Below are 19669 nucleotides of genomic sequence, written 5' to 3'. Positions count from 1 at the left end.
TTCGGAACCGCCGTATGCGACCCACGCTTGTACGGTGGTGTGAGAGGACGGAGGCCGCGAGGCCTCCTCCTACTCGATTGTAACCCCCTCCCGGCCTCTCGCTTGGAAAGTGGGAGGAGCACCTTTTGTCGTTGTATTTACAGCGACAAAGTTGACTCCCTCCCTTGAGCGGTTAAGCGATTGTTTTCGCTAATGCTGCCTCCAAGGGAGGGCTGGGGAGGGTTGTTGTGAGGACTATTGGGTATCAACCTTGAATCCATTGTCCATTTTGAGTCAAGCGCTGGGGTTAAGCCGCGCCTGGCTTGCGCTTTGGCTGGGCATCAATGCACTGGCCGTTGACATCCTTGCTTTCCGGACCCATCAGGTATAGATACAGCGGCATAATGTCGGCAGGTGTTTTCAGTTCTGAGCTGTCTTCCGCCGGGTAGGCCTTGGCACGCATCGCCGTACGGGTCGCTCCCGGGTTGATGGCATTGACGCGGACATTGGTATTGCTCATCTCGTCAGCCAGGATCTGCATCATGCCTTCGGTGGCAAACTTGGAGATCGAGTAGGCGCCCCAGAAGGCACGACCCTGGTGACCTACCGTCGATGACGTGAAGACAATACGGCCGTCCTCGGCTTTCTTGACCAGTGGCATCAGCGATTGGGTCATCAGGAACTGGGCTTTGACATTGACCTGCATGACATCGTCGAAGGTATCTTCGCCGAGTTGATCGAACGGGCTCATCACACCGAGCAGACCGGCATTGTGCAGAACGCCATCAAGGCGGCCGAACTGGCCTTCAATAGTTTCGGCCATGTCGTCGTAGTTCTGCTTGGTTGCCCCTTGCAGGTCCAGAGGAATAATCGCAGGCTGAGCATAGCCAAGCGCTTCAATTTCGTCGTAAACGGCTTCAAGCTTGGCAACGGTACGGCCAAGCAAAATAACAGTTGCACCGTGAGCTGCATAGCTGATGGCAGCCTGACGGCCGATACCCTCACCAGCCCCTGTCACCAGAATGACACGATCTTTAAGAGAATCTGCAGCGATTTGATATTCCACGTGTAACTTCCTTATTTGTTTTTTAGTTTTCCTATTATACCCAAACCATTTCAAAATGCAGGATCTGCCCATAACCGGCTACTTCATTTTGTGGCCTAGCCGGGCTTGAACCAGTAAACCCAGTTCACAGATAGACTCTCGGCTTCTGCATTCTGTTATACCCAAATAGTCGCCTTTCTGTTCTAACCCTATAGCTAATTCCATTGTTTAATTAATACAGGCTGAACACGTTGACTGAAATACTAATCAATAAAAGGGATTTTATGAATTACCAGAAGCGATTAAGAACGGCCATACTGATATGTCCTTTGTTTTTTATTGGCTGTGGTGGAGATTCGTCTAGCACTTCAGTGGAACAAGAGAAAAGGACAATTACAGTCATTGATGGCTATCTGCAAAATGCCACTATTTGTATTGATAAAAACAACAATAAAAGGTGTGACTTAAATGAAGAAATAGCCCAAAGAACAAATGAAATGGGACAAGTCAAGATTGATCTGGCTGATGCTCAGTATCCAATAATTGCGAAGGCAATTGCAGGTATCACCACAGATAGTGATAAAGTCACGCCCTTAACTCAATCCTATGCGTTAATTGCTTCCGCAAATGCTAACTATGTAACTCCATTTTCGACGCTTGCTCATCTAGACAACTTGTCCCTGCAAGAATTCGCAGAAAAGATAGGCGTTGATTACGCTGCAATTAGTCGCGATTTTGTGGGTGATAAACAGAGTGAATCTCAAGTTGCACATCTTCTTGCAAGATCGATTACCCCATTTTTAGAAGAGCAGGTCAGTGACAATGATTCATCAAGTTTGAATGAAAGAGCTGGTGAGATCAGGACTCTTATTCATCAAAAAGAAAATGCGGGTATAGACTTGTCTGCCATTGACATAAGCTACGATACTCACTCAGGCGTCTTTTACTCGAAGCCCAAATTAACAAGTATTGAATCACATATTAGTGAGCAGGCTTTTATTTATTCGATATTCAGTAATCACTATATTGCTAATGGCCACAACTATGATGAGATCGTCTCATTTAACGACGGTACTGTAAGTTATCGAGGTAATCAGGAGCTGTATCGACTAGATGGTAACACGTTACACTATGGGAATAAGGGTTTCACATTTTTAATCATGAATGATGATTATCTTTTTAGTTTCTCCGAAGATAATAATCCTGGACTGTGGACTCAAGGTTCAACGTCACCCAAACCGGCTGTTCAGGTTGAAGATGATTTTGTTGCAGGGAAAACGTTATATCATCTGAGAGATATCAATACCTCAGACGTCACTGCTCCTCTTCCTAAACTGACAAAATTGGCGTTCGATAGCAAAGATAAAGTTGTCGTTACACCCGAAGGAGAGAGCGGCTTCACAGCCTCTTGGCAGGTCAAAGACTGGACAAACCATAATGACCAAACCTTCCGGACAATATACATTGAGTTTCCAGAAGATCAGCAAAATAGAGCCAGCTTAAAAAGTGAAAAATCGATGATATTGGAAATGGTACTTGTGTCCAATGAGATTTCGGTAGCGATAAACCACAGTAGTATTGCTCTAGTCAATGAAAATATAGTCATTAATGATGCAAATTTTGCCAGGCTGATTTACAGAAAATGGCTTAACTAGCTTCCCCCGAAAAGACACGAAATGGCACCAGTTTGATAAGCCTTTAGTGCTGTCGAACTGGCTTTTTTTATACATTCTTCAAAGTAATACGCTTGCCTGCGTTTTATTTTCCTTTCCGTTATATATGTATTATCTACCTGCAACGAAGAATCCCCGTCACGCGTTTTTTTATGCCATATGTACATTCCTTGCAGATGATAGGCGAGAGGTGATTGGTCGCGAAGTAAAAGCACTAAAAGATTGGCGGCGCTGTGTTAGGATTGAAGTATTATCTGCGTCATAGAGAAGCATTATAAGTCTATTGGCAGGTTGCAGGACTTGAGGAACACCTGCGCTGCCCATATCTCTAAGAAGATGCGAAGTGTAAGCGAATCATTGTCCCTCGTGACAATAGTAAAAATGCCAAAAATGAGGACTCAACATTGGATTTTTTGTTTGATTATGGGCTGTTCCTAGCCAAAATCGCCACAGTGGTGATTGCGATTGTCAGTATTCTTGTATTAGCGAAAGGGTTGAGCGGACGTCACGGGACGCAGAAAGGCGAGCTGGAAGTGACCGATCTGACCGAGCAGTACAAAAATACCGTTCATCAGTTAGAGTCGCATTTATTTGACAAGCCATTGCTAAAAGCCCGTGAAAAGGCAGAAAAGAAGGCGGAAAAAGAAAAAAACAAAGAGCGTCAGAGCGAGATCAAAAAAGCGGCCAAAGCCGGTGATCTTTCTCACGTTCGTGAGCCTCGTTTATTTGTTCTCGATTTTCATGGCAGCATTGATGCCCGTGAAGTATCGGCATTGCGCGAAGAGGTGACGGCGGTATTGGCTGTTGCAATGGAAGGTGATGAAGTGTTGCTGCGTCTCGAGACCGGCGGCGGTATGGTTCACGGCTACGGCCTGGCCTCTTCTCAGCTTGATCGCCTGAAAGCGGCGGGTATCAAGCTGACTATCTCGGTGGATAAGGTTGCGGCCAGCGGCGGCTATATGATGGCCTGTGTCGCCGATAAGATCATCTCGGCACCGTTTGCGGTAGTCGGCTCAATCGGGGTGATTGCCCAGTTGCCGAACTTCAACAAACTGCTGAAGAAAAACGATATTGAGTTTGAACAGATCACAGCCGGTGAGTTCAAGCGTACCTTGACGATGTTCGGTGAGAATACCGATAAAGCGCGTGAGAAGTTCCAGGCAGAAATCGAAGAAACCCACGACCTGTTCAAGAACTTCATTGAAGATCACCGTCCGGAACTTGATCTGGAGAAGGTGGCAACCGGCGAGCACTGGTTTGGCAAGCAAGCCCACGAACTCGGTCTGGTTGATGAAATTGGTACCAGTGATGACTTTATTACCCATGCCTGCAAAGATCGCGAAGTACTTCAGGTTCGCTATGTTCAGCGTAAAAAGCTGGCCGAAAAGCTGGCAGGTGCAACGGGCGAGGCTGCTGATAACCTGCTGCTGAAATGGATCAGCCGCGGTCAGCGTCCAATCGTATAAGGTCGGTCGATGAATCAGAAATGGGCATTGTTTTCGTTTCAGGGGCGGATGCGACGTCGGGATTACTGGCTATACAGCCTGCCTGTATTGTTGGTATCGCTGCCGGTACTCTTCTACAGCGCCTCTGGAAATGCCGGGAGTAATCCAGTGCTGGAAGTCCTGTCGCTGGTCATTATTGGCTTCGTATTCTGGGCTTCTGCGGCTCTGAACGTCAAGCGACTTCATGACAGAAACAAAAGTGCTTGGTGGGTTATCGTGACATTTTTGCCGTATATCGGGCCAATATTCGTCATTGTCGAGTTAGGGATCCTAGACGGAACCAAAGGGCCGAATCAATTCGGAGCGGATCCGAAAGGTCGTGGTGAGCCACCTGCCAATGGTGGCAGCGCCGGCAACAAGGATACCATGACAATTGATATCTGATTGGTGTGTTAGCTACCGTCACAGCCCCGCAAGTGCGGGGCTGTTTGTTTGGGAGAGTGCGGTAACTAGCCTTTTAGCGTGAACTCTGGTGACAGCTTGTGGGCTAGGAATTTGAACATGTTGAAAACCGCTGTGGTTTTTTCAGTCGGTAATCCGTTGTCGTCCAAGAAGTATTCGCCTTTGAACACCAGCACATCGTCTTTCTCTTCAACGGAAGTGGCTCGCATACCATCCTGATAGGATTCATGGTCCTGAATTAGCTGGTTAGCAATCATCAGTAACTCTTCGGAAGAAATGGTTTTTTTATTGCTCATGCGGTTATCTCTTGAATCGTAGCGTGATCATGTAATAGCAGCCGATGATTTCAGGGCGCTATAGATGGCCCACAGTGTATTGAAGTTAACACGATAAAACAAACCCTTACCCGGTACCGGGAATTACATCAAAATTGGTTAAAGAGTGTGTGGTCGAGGCGGAAAATCGACCAATTTATGTGAGCGACGGCAAAAATTTATGGGTTTTAATAGTCAAAGTCGGGAGGAGGTGGTAATGATTAGCGCCCTCAGCCACTTTATGGTTATAAATAAAGAGAAAGAGGCGTGGATTACAGTCAGTTTTGGGGGGCGAAATCGGCCTTAACCTGATGTTAACAACTGGGGAAGGGACGAGCAAACAGACCGTTTTGATCAAAAAGCAGTTGACCTTCTAGGATTGTAGCCCAATATGTAAATACCAATTAGATTAAGTAACTACTCATCCTGAGTGCCGCTCTCCAGTGATTGAGAATGCCTCTAGTGATTAGTTACTTAATCAGTTTGGTTTATTAGCGTTGCCGTGCCACTGTGTGAATATTAGCGTGCAACTATTTGTTTTATATTGAAAGTTTTGCGAGCACGAGGACGTAATAGAGTCATTATGGGTAAATCTCTCGTTATCGTGGAGTCCCCTGCCAAGGCGAAAACTATAAATAAGTACTTGGGTAAGGACTTCATTGTAAAGTCAAGCGTGGGTCACGTCCGTGATTTGCCAACGGGTGCACGTAGTACGGGTAAAAAAGCGGCAGCCACCTCTACAAAGGGGTTGAGCGCTGAAGAGAAGGCCCGTATCAAGAAAGAAAAAGAGCGTAAGGCGCTGATCGGTAAGATGGGGGTTAACCCTTACAACGATTGGGAAGCGCAATACGAAGTGCTACCGGGCAAAGAAAAAGTCGTTAACGAATTACAGAAACTGGCTGCTGACGCTGACTATGTTTATCTGGCAACCGATTTGGACCGCGAGGGAGAAGCTATTGCGTGGCACCTTCGTGAGATCATCGGTGGCGATGATGAACGTTATAAGCGAGTGGTTTTTAATGAGATCACTAAAAATGCTATCCAGCAGGCGTTTGAACAGCCTGGTGAGCTGAACATCGATGGTGTGAATGCCCAGCAGGCACGACGTTTCCTTGACCGTGTTGTCGGTTTCATGGTGTCGCCATTGTTGTGGAAGAAGGTCGCTCGTGGCCTTTCCGCAGGCCGAGTCCAGTCCGTTGCGGTAAAACTGATTGTTGAGCGCGAACGCGAAATCAAAGCGTTCACGCCGGAAGAGTTCTGGGATATTCATGCCAATACCCAGACGGTAGGCAAAGATGCACTGCGTCTGATGGTTGCCCAACAGGCAGGCAAGGCATTCCGTCCGGAAAACGAAGCCGATACCATGGCGGCGAAGTCGCTATTGGAAAAGGCCGCCTACAAAGTTGTCGATCGTGAAGACCGTCCGACCAGCAGCAAGCCGTCGGCACCTTATATCACCTCGACCCTGCAGCAGGCGGCTAGTACCCGTTTGGGTTATGGCGTAAAACGTACTATGGGTTTGGCACAGCGTCTCTATGAGGCGGGTTACATTACCTATATGCGTACCGACTCGACTAACCTGTCGAAGGAAGCCGTTGAATCTGCTCGTGACTTTATCAGTAGCGAGTACGGCGATAACTATTTGCCGGCCAAGCCGAATGTCTATGGCAGCAAGGGTAATGCTCAGGAAGCGCACGAAGCGATCCGTCCATCGAGTGTTGATGTGAAAGCAGAAAACCTTGAAGGCATGGAGCAGGATGCGATTAAGCTTTACGATCTGATCTGGCGCCAGTTTGTTGCCTGTCAGATGGTGCCTGCGAAGTATGACTCGAGCACAATCACCGTTCAGGCTGGCGACTTCACGTTGAAGGCCAAGGGACGCACGATGCGCTTTGCGGGTTGGACTCATGTCCAGCGTCCGTCTGGCAAAACGGAAGACACAACGCTGCCTATGGTCCACGTAGGCGACATGTTGACACTGGAAGAGCTAGAACCGAAGCAACACTTCACCAAGCCGCCAGCGCGCTTTACAGAAGCTGCATTGGTTAAAGAGCTTGAGAAGCGTGGCATTGGTCGTCCTTCTACCTATGCGTCAATCATCTCGACGATTCAGGATCGTGGTTATGTCCGCGTTGATCAGCGCCGTTTCTATGCCGAGAAAATGGGTGAGATCGTGTCAGATCGTCTGGACGAAAGTTTCTCTGATCTGATGGACTATGACTTCACGGCTCGCATGGAAGGCAATCTGGATAAGATTGCGGAAGGCGAGGCGAACTGGAAAGGCGTATTGGATCACTTCTTCAGCGACTTCACCTCCGAGCTTGAGAAAGCCGAGCGTGACGAAGATGAAGGCGGCATGAAGCCGAACAATATCGTACTGACGGATATCAAGTGTCCGACGTGTGAGCGTCCGATGGGGATTCGTACGGCATCGACCGGGGTATTCCTGGGTTGTTCCGGTTATGCGCTGCCGCCGAAAGAGCGCTGCAAGACGACAATCAACCTTGGTGACGAGGAAGGCATCGTCAACGTTCTTGAAGAAGACGTCGAAACTGCTGCTCTGCGTGCCAAGAAGCGCTGTCCGAAGTGTGATACGGCAATGGATGCCTACCTGATTGACCAGGAGCGCAAGCTGCATGTCTGTGGTAATAACCCGAGCTGTGACGGTTACATTGTCGAGAAAGGCGAGTTCAAGCTGAAAGGCTATGACGGCCCGGTTATCGAGTGTGACAAGTGCGGCTCGGATATGGAGCTGAAAAACGGCCGCTTCGGTAAGTACATGGGTTGTACCAGCGAAACGTGTAAGAACACGCGTAAGATTCTGAAGAATGGTGAAATAGCGCCGCCGAAAGAAGATCCGGTTCACTTGCCTGAGCTGCCGTGCAGCCAGGATCCGGATGCTTACTTTGTATTGCGTGACGGTGCGTCTGGCCTGTTTATGGCAGCCAGCACTTTCCCTAAATCACGCGAGACACGAGCTCCGCTGGTGGAAGAGCTTGCCCGATTCAAGGATCGCCTGTCGCCGAAATTCACTTATCTGGCCGAGGCACCGACCGAGGATCCGGATGGTCGTCCGACAGTGGTGCGCTTTAGCCGCAAGACGAAAGAGAACTACATCCGTTCGGAAATTGATGGTAAGCCATCGGGCTGGACTGGTCTCTTTATTGACGGTAAATGGGAAATTACCGACAAGCGTAAGAAGCCGAAGAAAGAAAAAGCCGAGAAATAATAAAAAACCGCCGAAAGGCGGTTTTTTTATATCTGTATAGTGCAACTTAACCTCTTCCAGTCTCCTCTTGAAAAGAGGCGGTGCGCTGGTTCCTCTGCCTTCCTTGTTAAGGGGGGGGGGAGGCATCAGGCTCCTGCTTCAGCAAAGGCCGGAACACCGCTGTGGAAGCGGAAACTGCAATCCGGAGTGCTAATCAGCTCGGCTTCTCTGGCACCAATCGCTTTCACTCGGACAGAGATGTCTTCGCCCGCAATTTGCTCGGCCAGTGTCAGGTAGTCCTGATAGTGGCGCGCTTCAGAGCGGAGCAGCGAGATATAGAACTTCTTCAGCTCTTCATCTAAATAAGGGGCCAGCTTGGCAAAACGCTCGCAGGAGCGGGCTTCGATATAGGCACCGATGATCAGTTTATCGATCAGGGTTGCAGGCTCGTGGGTCCGCACAACTTTCATTAGCCCCTTGGCATAGCGACCTGCACGCAAGTTGTTGTAGGGAATATCACGTTGCTCCATGATCTCCAGCACTTGCTCGAAGTGATGAAACTCCTCTTTGATTAGCCGAACCATCTTGTCGATGAGTTCCTGGCCGTGAATGAAGCCAGGCTTTGGAACCAGCGGGGCTGACAGGCCGTTTTTCTTGCCGTGGAAAGCATCTGTGCAGCGCGCTTTGCCATAGACAAAGTCCTCGTAAGGCTTGGCCCATGCCAGTAGTTCCTTGCCGCTCTCTTCATCAACTGCGTATTTGCGAATTAGCCACATGGCAGTCTGGCTGGCTTTCAGTTCACAATTGCAATGGTCGACAAGGAGAGCCATCAGGTTCTCTGGTTTTCTGGCTTCTTCAATCCAGCTTTCGGGCGTGTCGCACTGGAGAAATAGTCTGATTGGCGATAACAGCTCGTCAATCATGCGCTGAGTGTCGTTCATGGGAATTCTTGTTGAGTCTCTGGTTTATTGTCGTTGGAACTGAAATCAGCCCTTTTATGACAGGGAGTATAACAAATCAAAGCCTTGGCATAGAGCCCTATAGTGTTGGAATAGAGCACTATGAGGCTAGCTAAAGGCAGTTTTTTAGACTAGATGTTAAATGAGTTACAGTGGTTTGGGGCATTTGGTTGCATTTAAATGATTACAGTACTAACTATTTTTATTTGGAGTTAACTAACGTAACTTGCTGCTGTTTAGTGTTGTTGCTTTACATGTAACAACATAATTACTTAGTATACTAACAACATGTGTGTTACTGAAATGTTGTAACACCATGCTTTCAGATAACTGAAGGACCGAAATTCGAAATAAGGACATTGTTATGCGAAAGCTTCTCGCAACATCAGTTTTACTTGCTACGGCCTCATTTAATGCCTCGGCAGAAGAGTGTGGAACAGTCACTATTGCAGATATGAACTGGAATTCAGCTACGCTGATTGCCAACGTGGATAAGTTTATTCTTCAGCACGGGTTTGACTGTGATGCCGAGTTGGTACCAGGCGACACAATGCCGACAGGTACCTCGATGATTGAGAAAGGGGAACCGGATATCGCGCCTGAGTTGTGGAGTAATTCAATGAAGGCGGCACTGGATCGCGGGGTCAAGGAAGGACGCTTGCGTTATGCCGGTGCAACCCTGTCGGATGGGGGAGAAGAAGGCTTCTGGGTGCCGGCTTATTTGGTTGAAAAAGATCCGAGCCTGGCGACTATTGCTGGGATCAAGGCAAACCGACAGCTGTTTGAACATCCGGAAGACCCTGAAAAATCAGCCTTTATGGGATGCCCCGCGGGTTGGAACTGCCAGATAACGGCTGGTAATCTGTTCCACGCTATGGAGCTGGATAAAGCCGGGTTTGAGCTAATCGATCCGGGCTCGGGTGCCGGATTGTCGGGTGCTATTGCCAAAGCTTACGAGCGCAAGGAACCATGGTTTGGCTACTACTGGGCACCGACGGCCGTATTGGGTAAATACAAGATGGTGAAGGTTGATTTCGGTAGCGGCATTGATGAAGACCATTATCGGGCCTGTATTACCAAGGAAGAATGCTTAGATCCTAAGCCGACCATGTATCCGCCGTCACCGGTTGATACGGTAGTGACTGAGAGCTTTGCCGAGCGAGCGCCAGAGGCACTGGCATATCTGTCGTCGCGTTCATTTGGCAACCAGCAGATGAACACCTTGCTGGCCTGGATGGAAGACTATCAGGCAGACGGTGAAATCACGATGGAGCACTTCTTGACTGAGTATGAGTCAACGTGGACCCAGTGGGTGAGTCCTGAGGTCGCGAAGAAAGTGAAACAGGCCCTGTCGGAGCTGTAGTGGGAGTGTGCCCGGCTATAGGCCGGGCTTGTTGTAATCTATCGGATCTAAGTGGTTATGTCTGATCAATCTTGGTTTACCGAATTTCCGCAGCTTGACCGCCATCAGCTGCTGGAGATCCGCAAAACGTTGGATGGTGCCTATCGAGCATTTTCCCGCGAATATGGTGACAGTATCGAGGCGTTTTTCGACCCGCTGCTGTCTTTTCTTATTGGTTTTGAAAAATTATTGCTGGCCACGCCCTGGTGGTTGGTCATCGGGGTGCTTGCCGCGTTGGCCTATGTTGCCAGCCGCTCCTGGAAGCTAACGGTTGGGGTTATCGTCGCTTTTGTATTGATTGGTGTTTTCGGGATGTGGGAGAACACCATGCGGACCATGAGTATTATTCTGGTCTCGACCCTGGTGGCGATTGGTCTCGGGGTGCCGATAGGCATCGCGATGGCACGCTCTAACCGAGTGCAGTCGGTTGTGACGCCGATGCTCGATGTCATGCAGACGATGCCGGCATTTGTTTACTTGATCCCGGTGGTGATGCTGCTCGGGATAGGCAAGATACCCGGTGTTATCGCGGTGGTGATCTATGCCATTCCGCCTGTGATTCGATTGACGAATCTTGGTATCAGGCTGGTGGATAAAGAGGTGCTGGAAGCGGCCACGGCGTTTGGTGCCAGTCCGACTCAGAGGTTGCTGGGTGTTCAGCTACCACTGGCACTGCCCAATATTATGGCCGGTATCAACCAGACCATTATGATGGCACTGGCGATGGTGGTAATTGCTTCTATGATTGGTGTTAAAGGCTTGGGACAACCCGTTTTGAAGTCCATTACCAATCAGTATTTTACGCTAGGCCTGCTTAATGGTTTGGCGATTGTGGCGCTGGCGATCATTTTTGACCGGGTCACGCAAAGCTATGCCAAACGTACTCAGCAGCACTTAGGAGGCCACGATCATGGCTAGTAAAGAGCGAAAGACCCCGTTAATAAGGGTAAAGAACCTTTACAAGGTCTTTGGTCCCAATGCCGGCAAAGTATTGCAGCAGGTGAAAGAGGGCAAGTCCAAGGACGACATCCTGGCCGAAACCGGGCATACCGTTGGACTCAGTGACATCAATATGGATATCTACCCCGGCGAAATCTTCGTTGTGATGGGGCTGTCGGGCTCGGGAAAATCGACCCTTATCCGTCATTTCAATCGCTTGATAGATCCTACCGCAGGGGTAATAGAAGTCGAAGGCAGTGATGTGATGTCGTTTGACGATAAGGCCTTGCAGCAGTTTCGTCGTCATAAGATGTCGATGGTATTCCAGCGCTTTGGGCTAATGCCTCATCGTAGTGTCTTGGATAATATTGGCTACGGGCTACAGATCCAGGGGGTCGCGAAGCAAGAGCGTGAAAAGCTGGCAAGATACTGGTTAGAAACCGTAGGGCTTGACGGTTATGACAAGCATTTTCCCGCAAATCTGTCCGGTGGTCAGCAGCAGCGTGTCGGGCTGGCCAGAGCCTTGTGTACCGATGCTGATATCTTGCTGATGGATGAGGCGTTCTCGGCGTTGGATCCCCTGATCCGGAGCGAGATGCAAGATCAGCTTATTGAGTTGCAGGAAAAACTACACAAGACAATTGTGTTTATCACCCATGATCTGGATGAGGCGCTGCGTCTTGGCGATCGTATTGCCATTTTGCGCGATGGCGTGTTGGTACAGCAGGGAGAGCCGGTTGATATTTTGCTCCATCCTGCTGACGATTATGTTGAAGCCTTCGTGAAGGATGTCAACCGGGCGCGTGCTCTGACTGTCGAGACGGTCATGAAGCCGCAGGTCTGCCGTATTTCTGCTGAGACTATCGGTGAGGCACTTGCCGAGATGCGCAAGTCCAAGGATGATTATGGCTATTATATTAACGAAGATGGCTATCAGGGCGTGATCACCCAAGAAACGCTTGAGGGTGTCGAGCAGTCTGAGTATGACAAGGCCATCGACCCGTCATTGCTCGATAGTGTGCCAGCGGTTCATACCGACGCCTTGCTGGAAGCCGTGATCCCTGAAACGCTCGACAGCGAGCACCCGTTGCCGGTTATCAACGCGGACGGTGACGTTGAAGGGCGATTGTCCCGTTCGACGCTCGCGGAAGTACTCAGTGATCAGGCGGGAAGTGAAGAGGACGATGAAAAGGTAAAAAAGCTGAAGACGAGTAAGTCGCTGGCTGCCTGATAGTGGCTTGGGTATAGATGATGTAAATAAAACAAGGCCGCATTACGCGGCCTTGTTTGTGGTGTTCTTTGTATCGGAAACTTACCTAAACTGTCGCCCTACCATTTCCGTTTAGGCTGGAACAATACATCCAAATCATCCTGTTCTTTCTCGATGATTTGCTGGCGTTCATGCTCATGGTTCTGATTTTGGCTGCTGTCAATTTCGCCCAGCATCTTCTGCAGCTTATCACGGGTCTGGTTGGCGTAATTGTCATTTTTGCTCGCCAGTACATCAATGCCTTTTTTAAGTAGCTGTTTCGCCGTACCAAGCTGGCGTTTCATGCGGGCATCGTTGGCACGCTTGATAACATTTTCAATGTTGATCCGTAACTGAATACCTTCCAGGCGGGCATTCTCGGCCACAAAAGCCTGAGTAGCAAATCGACCTTTGCTATGTTCGCTCTTAATAACGGTTTTCAGACGTTTTACAAGTTGCAGCATTCCAATCGCCTGTTTGTCGGTGCTCGGCACTTTGAAGCTCGCCACATCGGCATTGGAATAATTCTGCTGGAGCTGGTTGATTTGCTCGGCAACATTTTTGATTCGCGCAGGCAGGTTTCTGTCCGAAGGATCAGCTTCGCTCATACTCTCCAGCGCGTGCAAAATTCGTTGGTTCAGGCACACCAGAAGTTCTTTGCTGTACGGCAAATGGTGAGCGTTACCGATAAGATCTTCAGTAGCATCAATGATTGCAATGAATTTGGCCAGCTCTTGGTGCTTCGCGCTTTCTAGACGTTGGCGATACTGAATGATGATGTTGTATCCAACAATCAGTATTAGCAACAACGAAATGAGGCCAATCATTAAAGGTATACTCATAAGATACGTCTGTCTTCCGTGCGTTTGGTCGAGCCCTATAAGATACACTATCTGGCAATTACGGCATAGCATGACAGTCAATTTTGCTACAGTAGTCCGCTAATGCTCGGATAGATAAGTAGTTTTATTCATTACCGGTAGGGCTTATCAGACCCTTCGTTCTAGCTCTGGTTGCGGTATTATTTTTTATTGAACAAAAACCGCGCTCACATGCTGTAAAATCGTAAAGAAATGCTATGAAAATGAAGAGATTCGATATATAACATGATGAAATACATGGTTGCACTGATATGATGTAACGGACTATAAGTTGGGCGGTACCATGAAACTACAACAGTTAAGATATATTGTTGAGGTTGTAAATCATAACCTCAATGTCTCTTCTACAGCAGAGAGCTTGTACACATCTCAACCCGGCATCAGTAAGCAGGTTCGTTTGCTGGAAGATGAGCTGGGGATCCAAATTTTCGAACGTAGTGGTAAGCATCTGACCAAGGTGACACCGGCTGGTCAGGATATTGTCCGAATTTCCCGTGATATTCTGTCACGCGTCGAAAGTATTAAGTCAGTGGCTGGTGAACATACCCACCCGGAAATCGGAACCTTGAATATTGCCACAACGCATACTCAGGCCCGCTATGCACTGCCTTCCGTGATTCAGGGCTTTACTGCAAGGTACCCGAAAGTCTCGTTACATATGCACCAGGGGACGCCATCCCAGATTGCTGATGCCGTTGCGAAGGGCACCACAGACTTCGCCATTGCCACTGAGGCGCTGCATTTATATCAAGATATGATCATGCTGCCGTGTTACCACTGGAATCGTTCCATTGTTGTCAAGGCCGATCACCCACTGGCCAAGAAGTCCGAAATTACGATTCATGACCTGGCTGCCTACTCGTTGGTGACTTATGTCTTCGGCTTTACCGGTCGCTCAGAGCTGGACAGCGCGTTTAACCGTTCGGGACTGACGCCCAGAATCGTGTTTACCGCGACAGATGCCGACGTGATAAAGACCTATGTACGACTGGGGATCGGGGTTGGCGTGATTGCCAGCATGGCAATGGATCCGGCAACCGATGACGATCTGGTGGCGATAGATGCCAGCCATATCTTCGAAGCCAGCACGACCAAGATTGGCTTTAAGAAGGGAACCTTCCTTCGCACTTACATGTACGACTTTATGGAGCGATTCGCCCCGCACCTGACGCGAAATGTGGTTGATCAGGCGGTGGCGCTGAAAACCAACGCAGAAATCGAGGCGATGTTCTCTAGCATGGATTTGCCGGTTAAGTAGTAACAAGACAAAGCGTGATAAGGGCTGCACTTGTGCGGCCCTTTCTTTTGGGTCAAACCTCTTCTTGGTCAAAATAATGAGTAAAAATAGCGGCTCTATTATAAAATGCCGGGCTGATCCCCATTTTGCCTGAAGAGTAGTCGTTTCATGACAGGGTATTCCCCACTGTATAGCCGCCTTGATGCGCTGTTAACCTCAAATCGCGAGTTTTGGCAGTTCATGCCGTTTGCCTCAAATCAACTGATCTGGACGCAAAGTCATCCCGGGCTTTGCCAGTGGCTGATGTCGCTGGATGACGAGGCGATTGCACGCTATATCGAAGACGGCGACGCATTGTCACAGGCATTAGCCGAGTGGATCCCTGATGCCGCGGAGCTGTATCAGCTCGCAATGACCGAGTCTTACCCCAGTCAGCAAAAGCCTTTGCCTAAAGGGCTGGATATTGGGATCCCCGGACGAAAGTGGCAGCAGATCACCGCATTTAATCAAGTCATCCCGACGCTGGAATTACCCTGGCTAGAGTGGTGCGCCGGCAAAGGGTATCTCGGCCGGGTACTGGCTGCGAGTCACGGCACAGCGGTTACCAGTTTGGAGTGGCAACAGGCATTGTGTGAAGAAGGGGAAGCGGCAGCCCGTAAGCTTAAGTTGCCGATTGATTTTGTCCAGGGTGATGCCTTTGATCCGGCCTGCGAGCAGCATATTTGCTCACAGCAACATGCGGTTGCCCTCCACGCTTGTGGGGATTTGCATGTATCGCTATTGCAGCGTGTGGCTGCCAAGCAAGGCCGGGCCGTAAGTATCTCTCCGTGTTGCTATCACTTGATCCGAGCGAGCCATTATCAGCCACTGTCGCGGATCGGCCGGCAAAGCACATTGACTTTAGGTAAGCATGACTTGAGGTTGCCGTTGCAGGAGACCGTGACGGCAGGCCAGCGTGTGCGCAAACAGCGCTTTGTCGAAGTGAGTTTTCGTCTCGGTTTTGACAGCTTACAACGGTTTGTACGAGGCTGTGATGACTATATGCCTGTACCAAATGTCCAGAAAGCCCAGCTTAATAACGGATTTGAGGAGTTTTGCCGTTGGGCAGCCGACAAGAAGCAAGTTACTCTGCCTGCGGGTATTGACTATCAATACTGGCAGCAGATGGGTGAAAATCGTTTTGCGCTTGTGGAGCGAATGGAGTTAGTACGCCAGTTGTTCAGGCGTCCGCTGGAGATGTGGCTGGTGTTCGACCGGGCCTGCTATATGGAAGAGTCGGGATATCAGGTGTCCGTTGGCACTTTTTGTCCCAAGCCGATTACGCCAAGGAATATATTAATTCATGCAGAGTGGATGCCTGAATCCCTTTAATCCTAATCCATAGTCCCTTTAAGAAAGGGCCGAGACAATGGCCGTTATCCCCGACACAAAGCAAATAGCCAACGAGGCCTGGCGAACGGTTTTTTTGGGGATTCGGTTTATATAGCGCATTGCGACCTTGTACCCGAGATAGGAAGCCGGGAGCAGTGGTAATGACAGATAAAAATGGTGCATCGTCATATAGCCGATCGGGATCTGGACGATCAAAGATAGCAAACTGCTGACCACGAAGAAGGCCGACAGGTTGGCTCTGATTAAGTTTCCCTCCTGATGCTGTAGCAACAGCGCCATTGGCGGTCCACCGATCCCGGAGCTGGTACCAAAGAAGCCGGAAAAAAAGCCGGCAATCATCATTCTGTTTGGCGTTGGCTGAATACGGAAAGGGAGTAAACTGACGACCACGGCGAGGATCACCAGCACGCCCAGCCAAAGCGACAATTGGTTCGCGTCAACCCAATAGAGCAGAAATGCGCCAGCCACCGAGCCGGGCACCCGGCCGATGAACGCCATCCACAATCCTTTCAGGGAAATGGTTGCCCTGTGATGGCTGGCATTGATGACGGACAGGAAAAGCGCTACGACAGTAATAGGGGCCGGGACATAGCTGGGTGAAATTTGAAACAGGATAGGTGCGGTCACTATCGCCAGTCCAAAACCTATTGAACTTTGTACGAACGAGCCAATAAAAATCAGCGTCATCGCCAGTAATATACCTAAATCCATCTCAGCCTATGTGTGACAATTTACAGAAACCATATTATGTCGGAGCGTGCCTGAAAAATCACCATATATTAAGAGGTTGTGTCGGCTAGTTTAGGTCGAGCCTGACTTGCAGGCCGATAAAGGCGCTATCGTAGTTTGCGCCGGCGTCCAGGGCGAAGTTGGCTGCTTCTGTGTTGCCAAACCAAGGGGTATAGGTGAAGCTGACTTCGGTATCTCCTTCCCACCAGTTCGTCATCCAATAGTGGATATGGCCGACTGGATTTAGCAGGAACAGGCTGATGTTCCCCAGTTTTTCTGATCCCATGACCTCGCCGCCGTTGGCAGTAATATCGGCTTCGGTCTGGTACATCCATTCACCCACGGCGGCACCGAATAACGGTGTTACGATGATATCTTGAATGGAAGGGACCTCGGCAAAAGCTTCTACCCCATACTCCCAGAAGAACGTCGACATCGTCGCGGAATATAAGAACGATTCCCACTCATTAAAGCCTGAATGGCGGGCCGCAGTATAATAAACCCCGCCAAAGTAAGGGTGCATAATGTAGTTAAGATAGTGCGCATCCTCATCCCAAACCGGCCCTGCACTGACATTGTCCCACCATTTTTTCCCAAGGTTACTCAGGTTACGATCTTCTTCGTCCCAGTTTGTCACACTCTCCGGCAACAGTGTCATTAGCCCGACGGTAGCAACGCTAAGTCCTAGAATGGTATACGACTGGCCCAGCAAATAGTCCCAGTCTTTCTCTGACGAGCCCGATAGATGCAGCGGCAGAGGATTTTCCTTCAGCTCGTTGTCAGCATTGGCAGCCAGAAGAGGGGCTGAACTTGAGGCCGAGTACTGAACCGTCTCGGTATAAGCGTGCAAGAATAAAGGTTGGGTATAGGTATCGTAGGATGTTGTAACATCATTCCATGCCAAAGCAGACATGCTTAGCGAGCAGCCCAGCATCGCAGAGGACAAGTGTGTAGTGCGCAAGGTACGCTCCGAATTAACGAAATCAGGGTGGGGTTAAGGACGGGCAAGAGTATTACTGAAATGGGGGGAAATTCCTAGAGGAAATACTTGTTGTTTTTGCTTTTTCGCGGAAATTGGCGTCAGATGGTGAATTTTGCCTGCAAAATTTATCATTATCGCTGATAATGAATAAGGCTTGCATGTGCAAGCCTTATGGTTGTAACAAGCTGGCAATAAATGGGTGCCCATTAGGTTGTCAGCCTATTTATGTATCTGTCTATTAATCTGGGGTCTATTTACCTTGCGTTATTAACCTGATGCTATCTATTAACCCACGGCAGGAATGATGCCGGCCATTTGCAGGAACTGAGCCGAGATGATCATGATCCCCAGACCAGTGACAAGCGCCAGTGCTGCAGAGCCACCACTTACCTGGTAGTCGGTTTCACTGCCCGGGCGCTGTTTGCGTTGGGCCTTTACCATCGCGACAGGTAGGAAAATAGCCAGGATCACTAGAGCGATGGCGGCAAAGCCCAGTGCCATGATAAATCCTTGCGGGTAGAACAGGGCAAAGCCCAGAGGTGGTACGAAAGTAACCAGGGCGGTCTGCAGGCGTCCTTTTGCCTGGTTGCCGCGTTTAAGGCTGTCAGATAAAAAGTCGAACAAGCCCAGGCTTACACCCAGAAACGAGGTTGCCAGTGCCAGATCGGCAAAGATAGACACAGACTGGCTTACCATAGGGTTGTGTAGCATCTGGCTTAGCGTCGCGATGAAAGAGCCAAGCGTGGTACTGGCCATTAGATCTGGCTGGCTCAATACGCCCTGGCTGGCAACCTGCCAGAAAACGTAGATCATCAGAGGTGTTGCCGAGCCCACAATCATGATTTTCCTAAGCGCTTTCATATCCAGGCCGACGTAGCGAACGATGGACGGAATGCTGCCGTGAAAACCGAAAGACGTAAATATGACTGGTAGAGCAGAAAGCAATAGGCCTTTTTGGACTGGCATATCAACGAGGTGTCCGCCCTGTACGTGTGGTGCCAGCAAGAAAAGCATGGTAGCAAGCGCGACAATCTTGAGGGCAAACAGGATCCTGTTCACCATATCAACCGAGTGAGTACCCACCGAAACGACCGAAGCAATCAGCAGAGTAAAAATAATTGTACCGGTTTGTGGGCCGACATGCATTCCCATCCAGTTGTTTAGCTTGTCATTGAGCTGGGCTCCGCCACCGGCAATGTACGCCGCGCAGAGAGAGTAGAACAGGAACAACATGGCAAAGCTGGCAATGACTTGGCCCTTACGGCCCAGTAACTGGTGAGCAAGGGTGTGCAGGGTTGCATTTTGATCGGCGTGCTGGTGGACCTCCAGCATAAGCAGCGCGGTGTAAATCATTAGTGCCCAGATACCGAACATGAGAAGTGTCGCTGTAGCGAAGCCAAGTCCGGCTGAAGCCAGTGGCAGTGCCAGCATACCGGCACCTATGGTGGTTCCGGCAATAATCAATGTGCTGCCGAGTGTTTTGTTCATGGTCATTGCGTTAAATTTCCCTGTTGTTAGTTCTAGTTAGTGGGGGAGATGGCTGCTGTTTGACAGGCACATACCTGTGCTCTTATCTCCCGGAAGAGAAATGGCCACAATGGCGGAATCGAGATGAATGTTGATTACCGGGTGGTAACTATTCTTTACACCTGTTCGTGCCACTGTGGCTATCGATAGTCGGTGTAGATGAAGCAAATTTTCACGTTATTTGACCTTTCTATAGTTAAACAGCCTGCGTATACGAAGTCTGCTCCTGATTGAAACTGCTTGCTA

At 49.4% G+C, this 19669-nt stretch carries 16 protein-coding genes; 9 read left to right on the top strand and 7 right to left on the bottom strand.

Translation table 11 applies throughout. The annotated features are described in order from the left end of the window. Positions 1 to 286: 286 nt before the first annotated feature. Positions 287 to 1045, bottom strand: coding sequence for a YciK family oxidoreductase (locus BIT28_RS19320; RefSeq protein WP_075766572.1), 759 nt, complete (start codon positions 1043 to 1045; stop codon positions 287 to 289). A 263-nt stretch (positions 1046 to 1308) separates the two neighbouring features. Between BIT28_RS19320 and BIT28_RS19315 the strand changes: the two genes are divergently transcribed. The 3 genes from BIT28_RS19315 (at position 1309) to BIT28_RS19305 (ending at position 4586) form a co-directional block, all read left to right on the top strand. Beyond that, on the top strand, positions 1309 to 2679 hold the full coding sequence (locus tag BIT28_RS19315; protein WP_075766571.1) for a hypothetical protein: 1371 nt from the start codon (positions 1309 to 1311) through the stop codon (positions 2677 to 2679). Positions 2680 to 3101: 422 nt separating this feature from the next. Further along, positions 3102 to 4163 (top strand): protease SohB, encoded by a 1062-nt coding sequence (gene sohB, locus BIT28_RS19310; protein WP_075766570.1) that lies wholly within the window; start codon positions 3102 to 3104, stop codon positions 4161 to 4163. Between the two features lie 9 nt (positions 4164 to 4172). Further along, entirely contained in the window at positions 4173 to 4586 is a 414-nt protein-coding gene (locus BIT28_RS19305) for a DUF805 domain-containing protein (protein WP_075766569.1), read from the top strand. Between the two features lie 65 nt (positions 4587 to 4651). Here BIT28_RS19305 and BIT28_RS19300 read toward each other — a convergent pair whose 3' ends face one another. Further along, positions 4652 to 4900 carry a YciN family protein gene (locus BIT28_RS19300; protein ID WP_075766568.1) on the bottom strand — a complete coding sequence of 83 codons (249 nt, stop codon included), beginning with the start codon at positions 4898 to 4900 and terminating at the stop codon, positions 4652 to 4654. A 601-nt stretch (positions 4901 to 5501) separates the two neighbouring features. Between BIT28_RS19300 and topA the strand changes: the two genes are divergently transcribed. After that, a complete protein-coding gene (topA, locus tag BIT28_RS19295; RefSeq protein WP_075766567.1) occupies positions 5502 to 8147 on the top strand; it encodes a type I DNA topoisomerase in 2646 nt (881 codons plus the stop codon). A gap of 125 nt (positions 8148 to 8272) precedes the next feature. Here the strand turns inward: topA and miaE are convergent, their stop codons facing one another. Next, entirely contained in the window at positions 8273 to 9067 is a 795-nt protein-coding gene (gene miaE / locus BIT28_RS19290; RefSeq protein WP_075766566.1) for a tRNA isopentenyl-2-thiomethyl-A-37 hydroxylase MiaE, read from the bottom strand. Positions 9068 to 9449: 382 nt separating this feature from the next. On the opposite strand from miaE, the gene BIT28_RS19285 reads away from it, so the two are divergent. From BIT28_RS19285 to BIT28_RS19275, 3 genes are read left to right on the top strand one after another with little or no spacing between them, the layout of a single operon-like run. Beyond that, positions 9450 to 10448, top strand: a complete 999-nt coding sequence (locus BIT28_RS19285) for an ABC transporter substrate-binding protein (protein WP_075766565.1) — start codon at positions 9450 to 9452, stop codon at positions 10446 to 10448. Positions 10449 to 10505: 57 nt separating this feature from the next. Beyond that, positions 10506 to 11405, top strand: coding sequence for an ABC transporter permease (locus BIT28_RS19280; RefSeq protein ID WP_075766564.1), 900 nt, complete (start codon positions 10506 to 10508; stop codon positions 11403 to 11405). Further along, entirely contained in the window at positions 11398 to 12657 is a 1260-nt protein-coding gene (locus tag BIT28_RS19275) for a quaternary amine ABC transporter ATP-binding protein (RefSeq protein ID WP_075766563.1), read from the top strand. The genes BIT28_RS19280 and BIT28_RS19275 overlap by 8 nt, the downstream gene beginning before the upstream one ends. Before the next feature lie 98 nt (positions 12658 to 12755). Here BIT28_RS19275 and BIT28_RS19270 read toward each other — a convergent pair whose 3' ends face one another. Next, positions 12756 to 13517 (bottom strand): DNA repair protein, encoded by a 762-nt coding sequence (locus tag BIT28_RS19270; RefSeq protein ID WP_075766562.1) that lies wholly within the window; start codon positions 13515 to 13517, stop codon positions 12756 to 12758. Between the two features lie 322 nt (positions 13518 to 13839). Here BIT28_RS19270 and cysB point away from each other — a divergent pair, with 322 nt between their 5' ends. Together cysB and BIT28_RS19260 are read left to right on the top strand one after the other, a co-directional pair. After that, positions 13840 to 14814: an HTH-type transcriptional regulator CysB gene (gene cysB, locus BIT28_RS19265; RefSeq protein WP_075766561.1), complete on the top strand. Its 975-nt coding sequence runs from the start codon at positions 13840 to 13842 to the stop codon at positions 14812 to 14814. A 147-nt stretch (positions 14815 to 14961) separates the two neighbouring features. Next, positions 14962 to 16164 (top strand): methyltransferase, encoded by a 1203-nt coding sequence (locus BIT28_RS19260; protein ID WP_075766560.1) that lies wholly within the window; start codon positions 14962 to 14964, stop codon positions 16162 to 16164. A gap of 18 nt (positions 16165 to 16182) precedes the next feature. Here the strand turns inward: BIT28_RS19260 and BIT28_RS19255 are convergent, their stop codons facing one another. From BIT28_RS19255 to tyrP, 3 genes are all read right to left on the bottom strand, one after another. Further along, a complete protein-coding gene (locus BIT28_RS19255) occupies positions 16183 to 16896 on the bottom strand; it encodes a sulfite exporter TauE/SafE family protein (protein WP_075766559.1) in 714 nt (237 codons plus the stop codon). An 85-nt stretch (positions 16897 to 16981) separates the two neighbouring features. Next, entirely contained in the window at positions 16982 to 17848 is an 867-nt protein-coding gene (locus BIT28_RS19250; RefSeq protein ID WP_075766558.1) for a DUF3943 domain-containing protein, read from the bottom strand. A gap of 333 nt (positions 17849 to 18181) precedes the next feature. Beyond that, on the bottom strand, positions 18182 to 19390 hold the full coding sequence (gene tyrP, locus BIT28_RS19245) for a tyrosine transporter TyrP (RefSeq protein WP_075766557.1): 1209 nt from the start codon (positions 19388 to 19390) through the stop codon (positions 18182 to 18184). Positions 19391 to 19669 lie beyond the last annotated feature (279 nt).

It is taken from the genome of Photobacterium proteolyticum (genome assembly GCF_001939735.1).
GTDB lineage: Bacteria > Pseudomonadota > Gammaproteobacteria > Enterobacterales > Vibrionaceae > Photobacterium > Photobacterium proteolyticum.
The sequence above is the reverse complement of the archived record's forward strand: the minus strand, read 5'-3'. Positions and strand labels throughout refer to the sequence as shown.

Bases quoted from the DNA above. Each gene is read 5' to 3' on its own strand.
- BIT28_RS19315 (WP_075766571.1), top strand. From the start codon at position 1,309: ATGAATTACCAGAAGCGATTAAGAACGGCCATACTGATATGTCCTTTG.
- BIT28_RS19305 (WP_075766569.1), top strand. From the start codon at position 4,173: ATGAATCAGAAATGGGCATTGTTTTCGTTTCAGGGGCGGATGCGACGT.
- BIT28_RS19300 (WP_075766568.1), bottom strand. From the start codon at position 4,900: ATGAGCAATAAAAAAACCATTTCTTCCGAAGAGTTACTGATGATTGCT.
- topA (WP_075766567.1), top strand. From the start codon at position 5,502: ATGGGTAAATCTCTCGTTATCGTGGAGTCCCCTGCCAAGGCGAAAACT.
- miaE (WP_075766566.1), bottom strand. From the start codon at position 9,067: ATGAACGACACTCAGCGCATGATTGACGAGCTGTTATCGCCAATCAGA.
- BIT28_RS19285 (WP_075766565.1), top strand. From the start codon at position 9,450: ATGCGAAAGCTTCTCGCAACATCAGTTTTACTTGCTACGGCCTCATTT.
- BIT28_RS19280 (WP_075766564.1), top strand. From the start codon at position 10,506: ATGTCTGATCAATCTTGGTTTACCGAATTTCCGCAGCTTGACCGCCAT.
- BIT28_RS19275 (WP_075766563.1), top strand. From the start codon at position 11,398: ATGGCTAGTAAAGAGCGAAAGACCCCGTTAATAAGGGTAAAGAACCTT.
- BIT28_RS19270 (WP_075766562.1), bottom strand. From the start codon at position 13,517: ATGAGTATACCTTTAATGATTGGCCTCATTTCGTTGTTGCTAATACTG.
- cysB (WP_075766561.1), top strand. From the start codon at position 13,840: ATGAAACTACAACAGTTAAGATATATTGTTGAGGTTGTAAATCATAAC.
- BIT28_RS19260 (WP_075766560.1), top strand. From the start codon at position 14,962: ATGACAGGGTATTCCCCACTGTATAGCCGCCTTGATGCGCTGTTAACC.
- BIT28_RS19255 (WP_075766559.1), bottom strand. From the start codon at position 16,896: ATGGATTTAGGTATATTACTGGCGATGACGCTGATTTTTATTGGCTCG.
- BIT28_RS19250 (WP_075766558.1), bottom strand. From the start codon at position 17,848: ATGCTGGGCTGCTCGCTAAGCATGTCTGCTTTGGCATGGAATGATGTT.
- tyrP (WP_075766557.1), bottom strand. From the start codon at position 19,390: ATGACCATGAACAAAACACTCGGCAGCACATTGATTATTGCCGGAACC.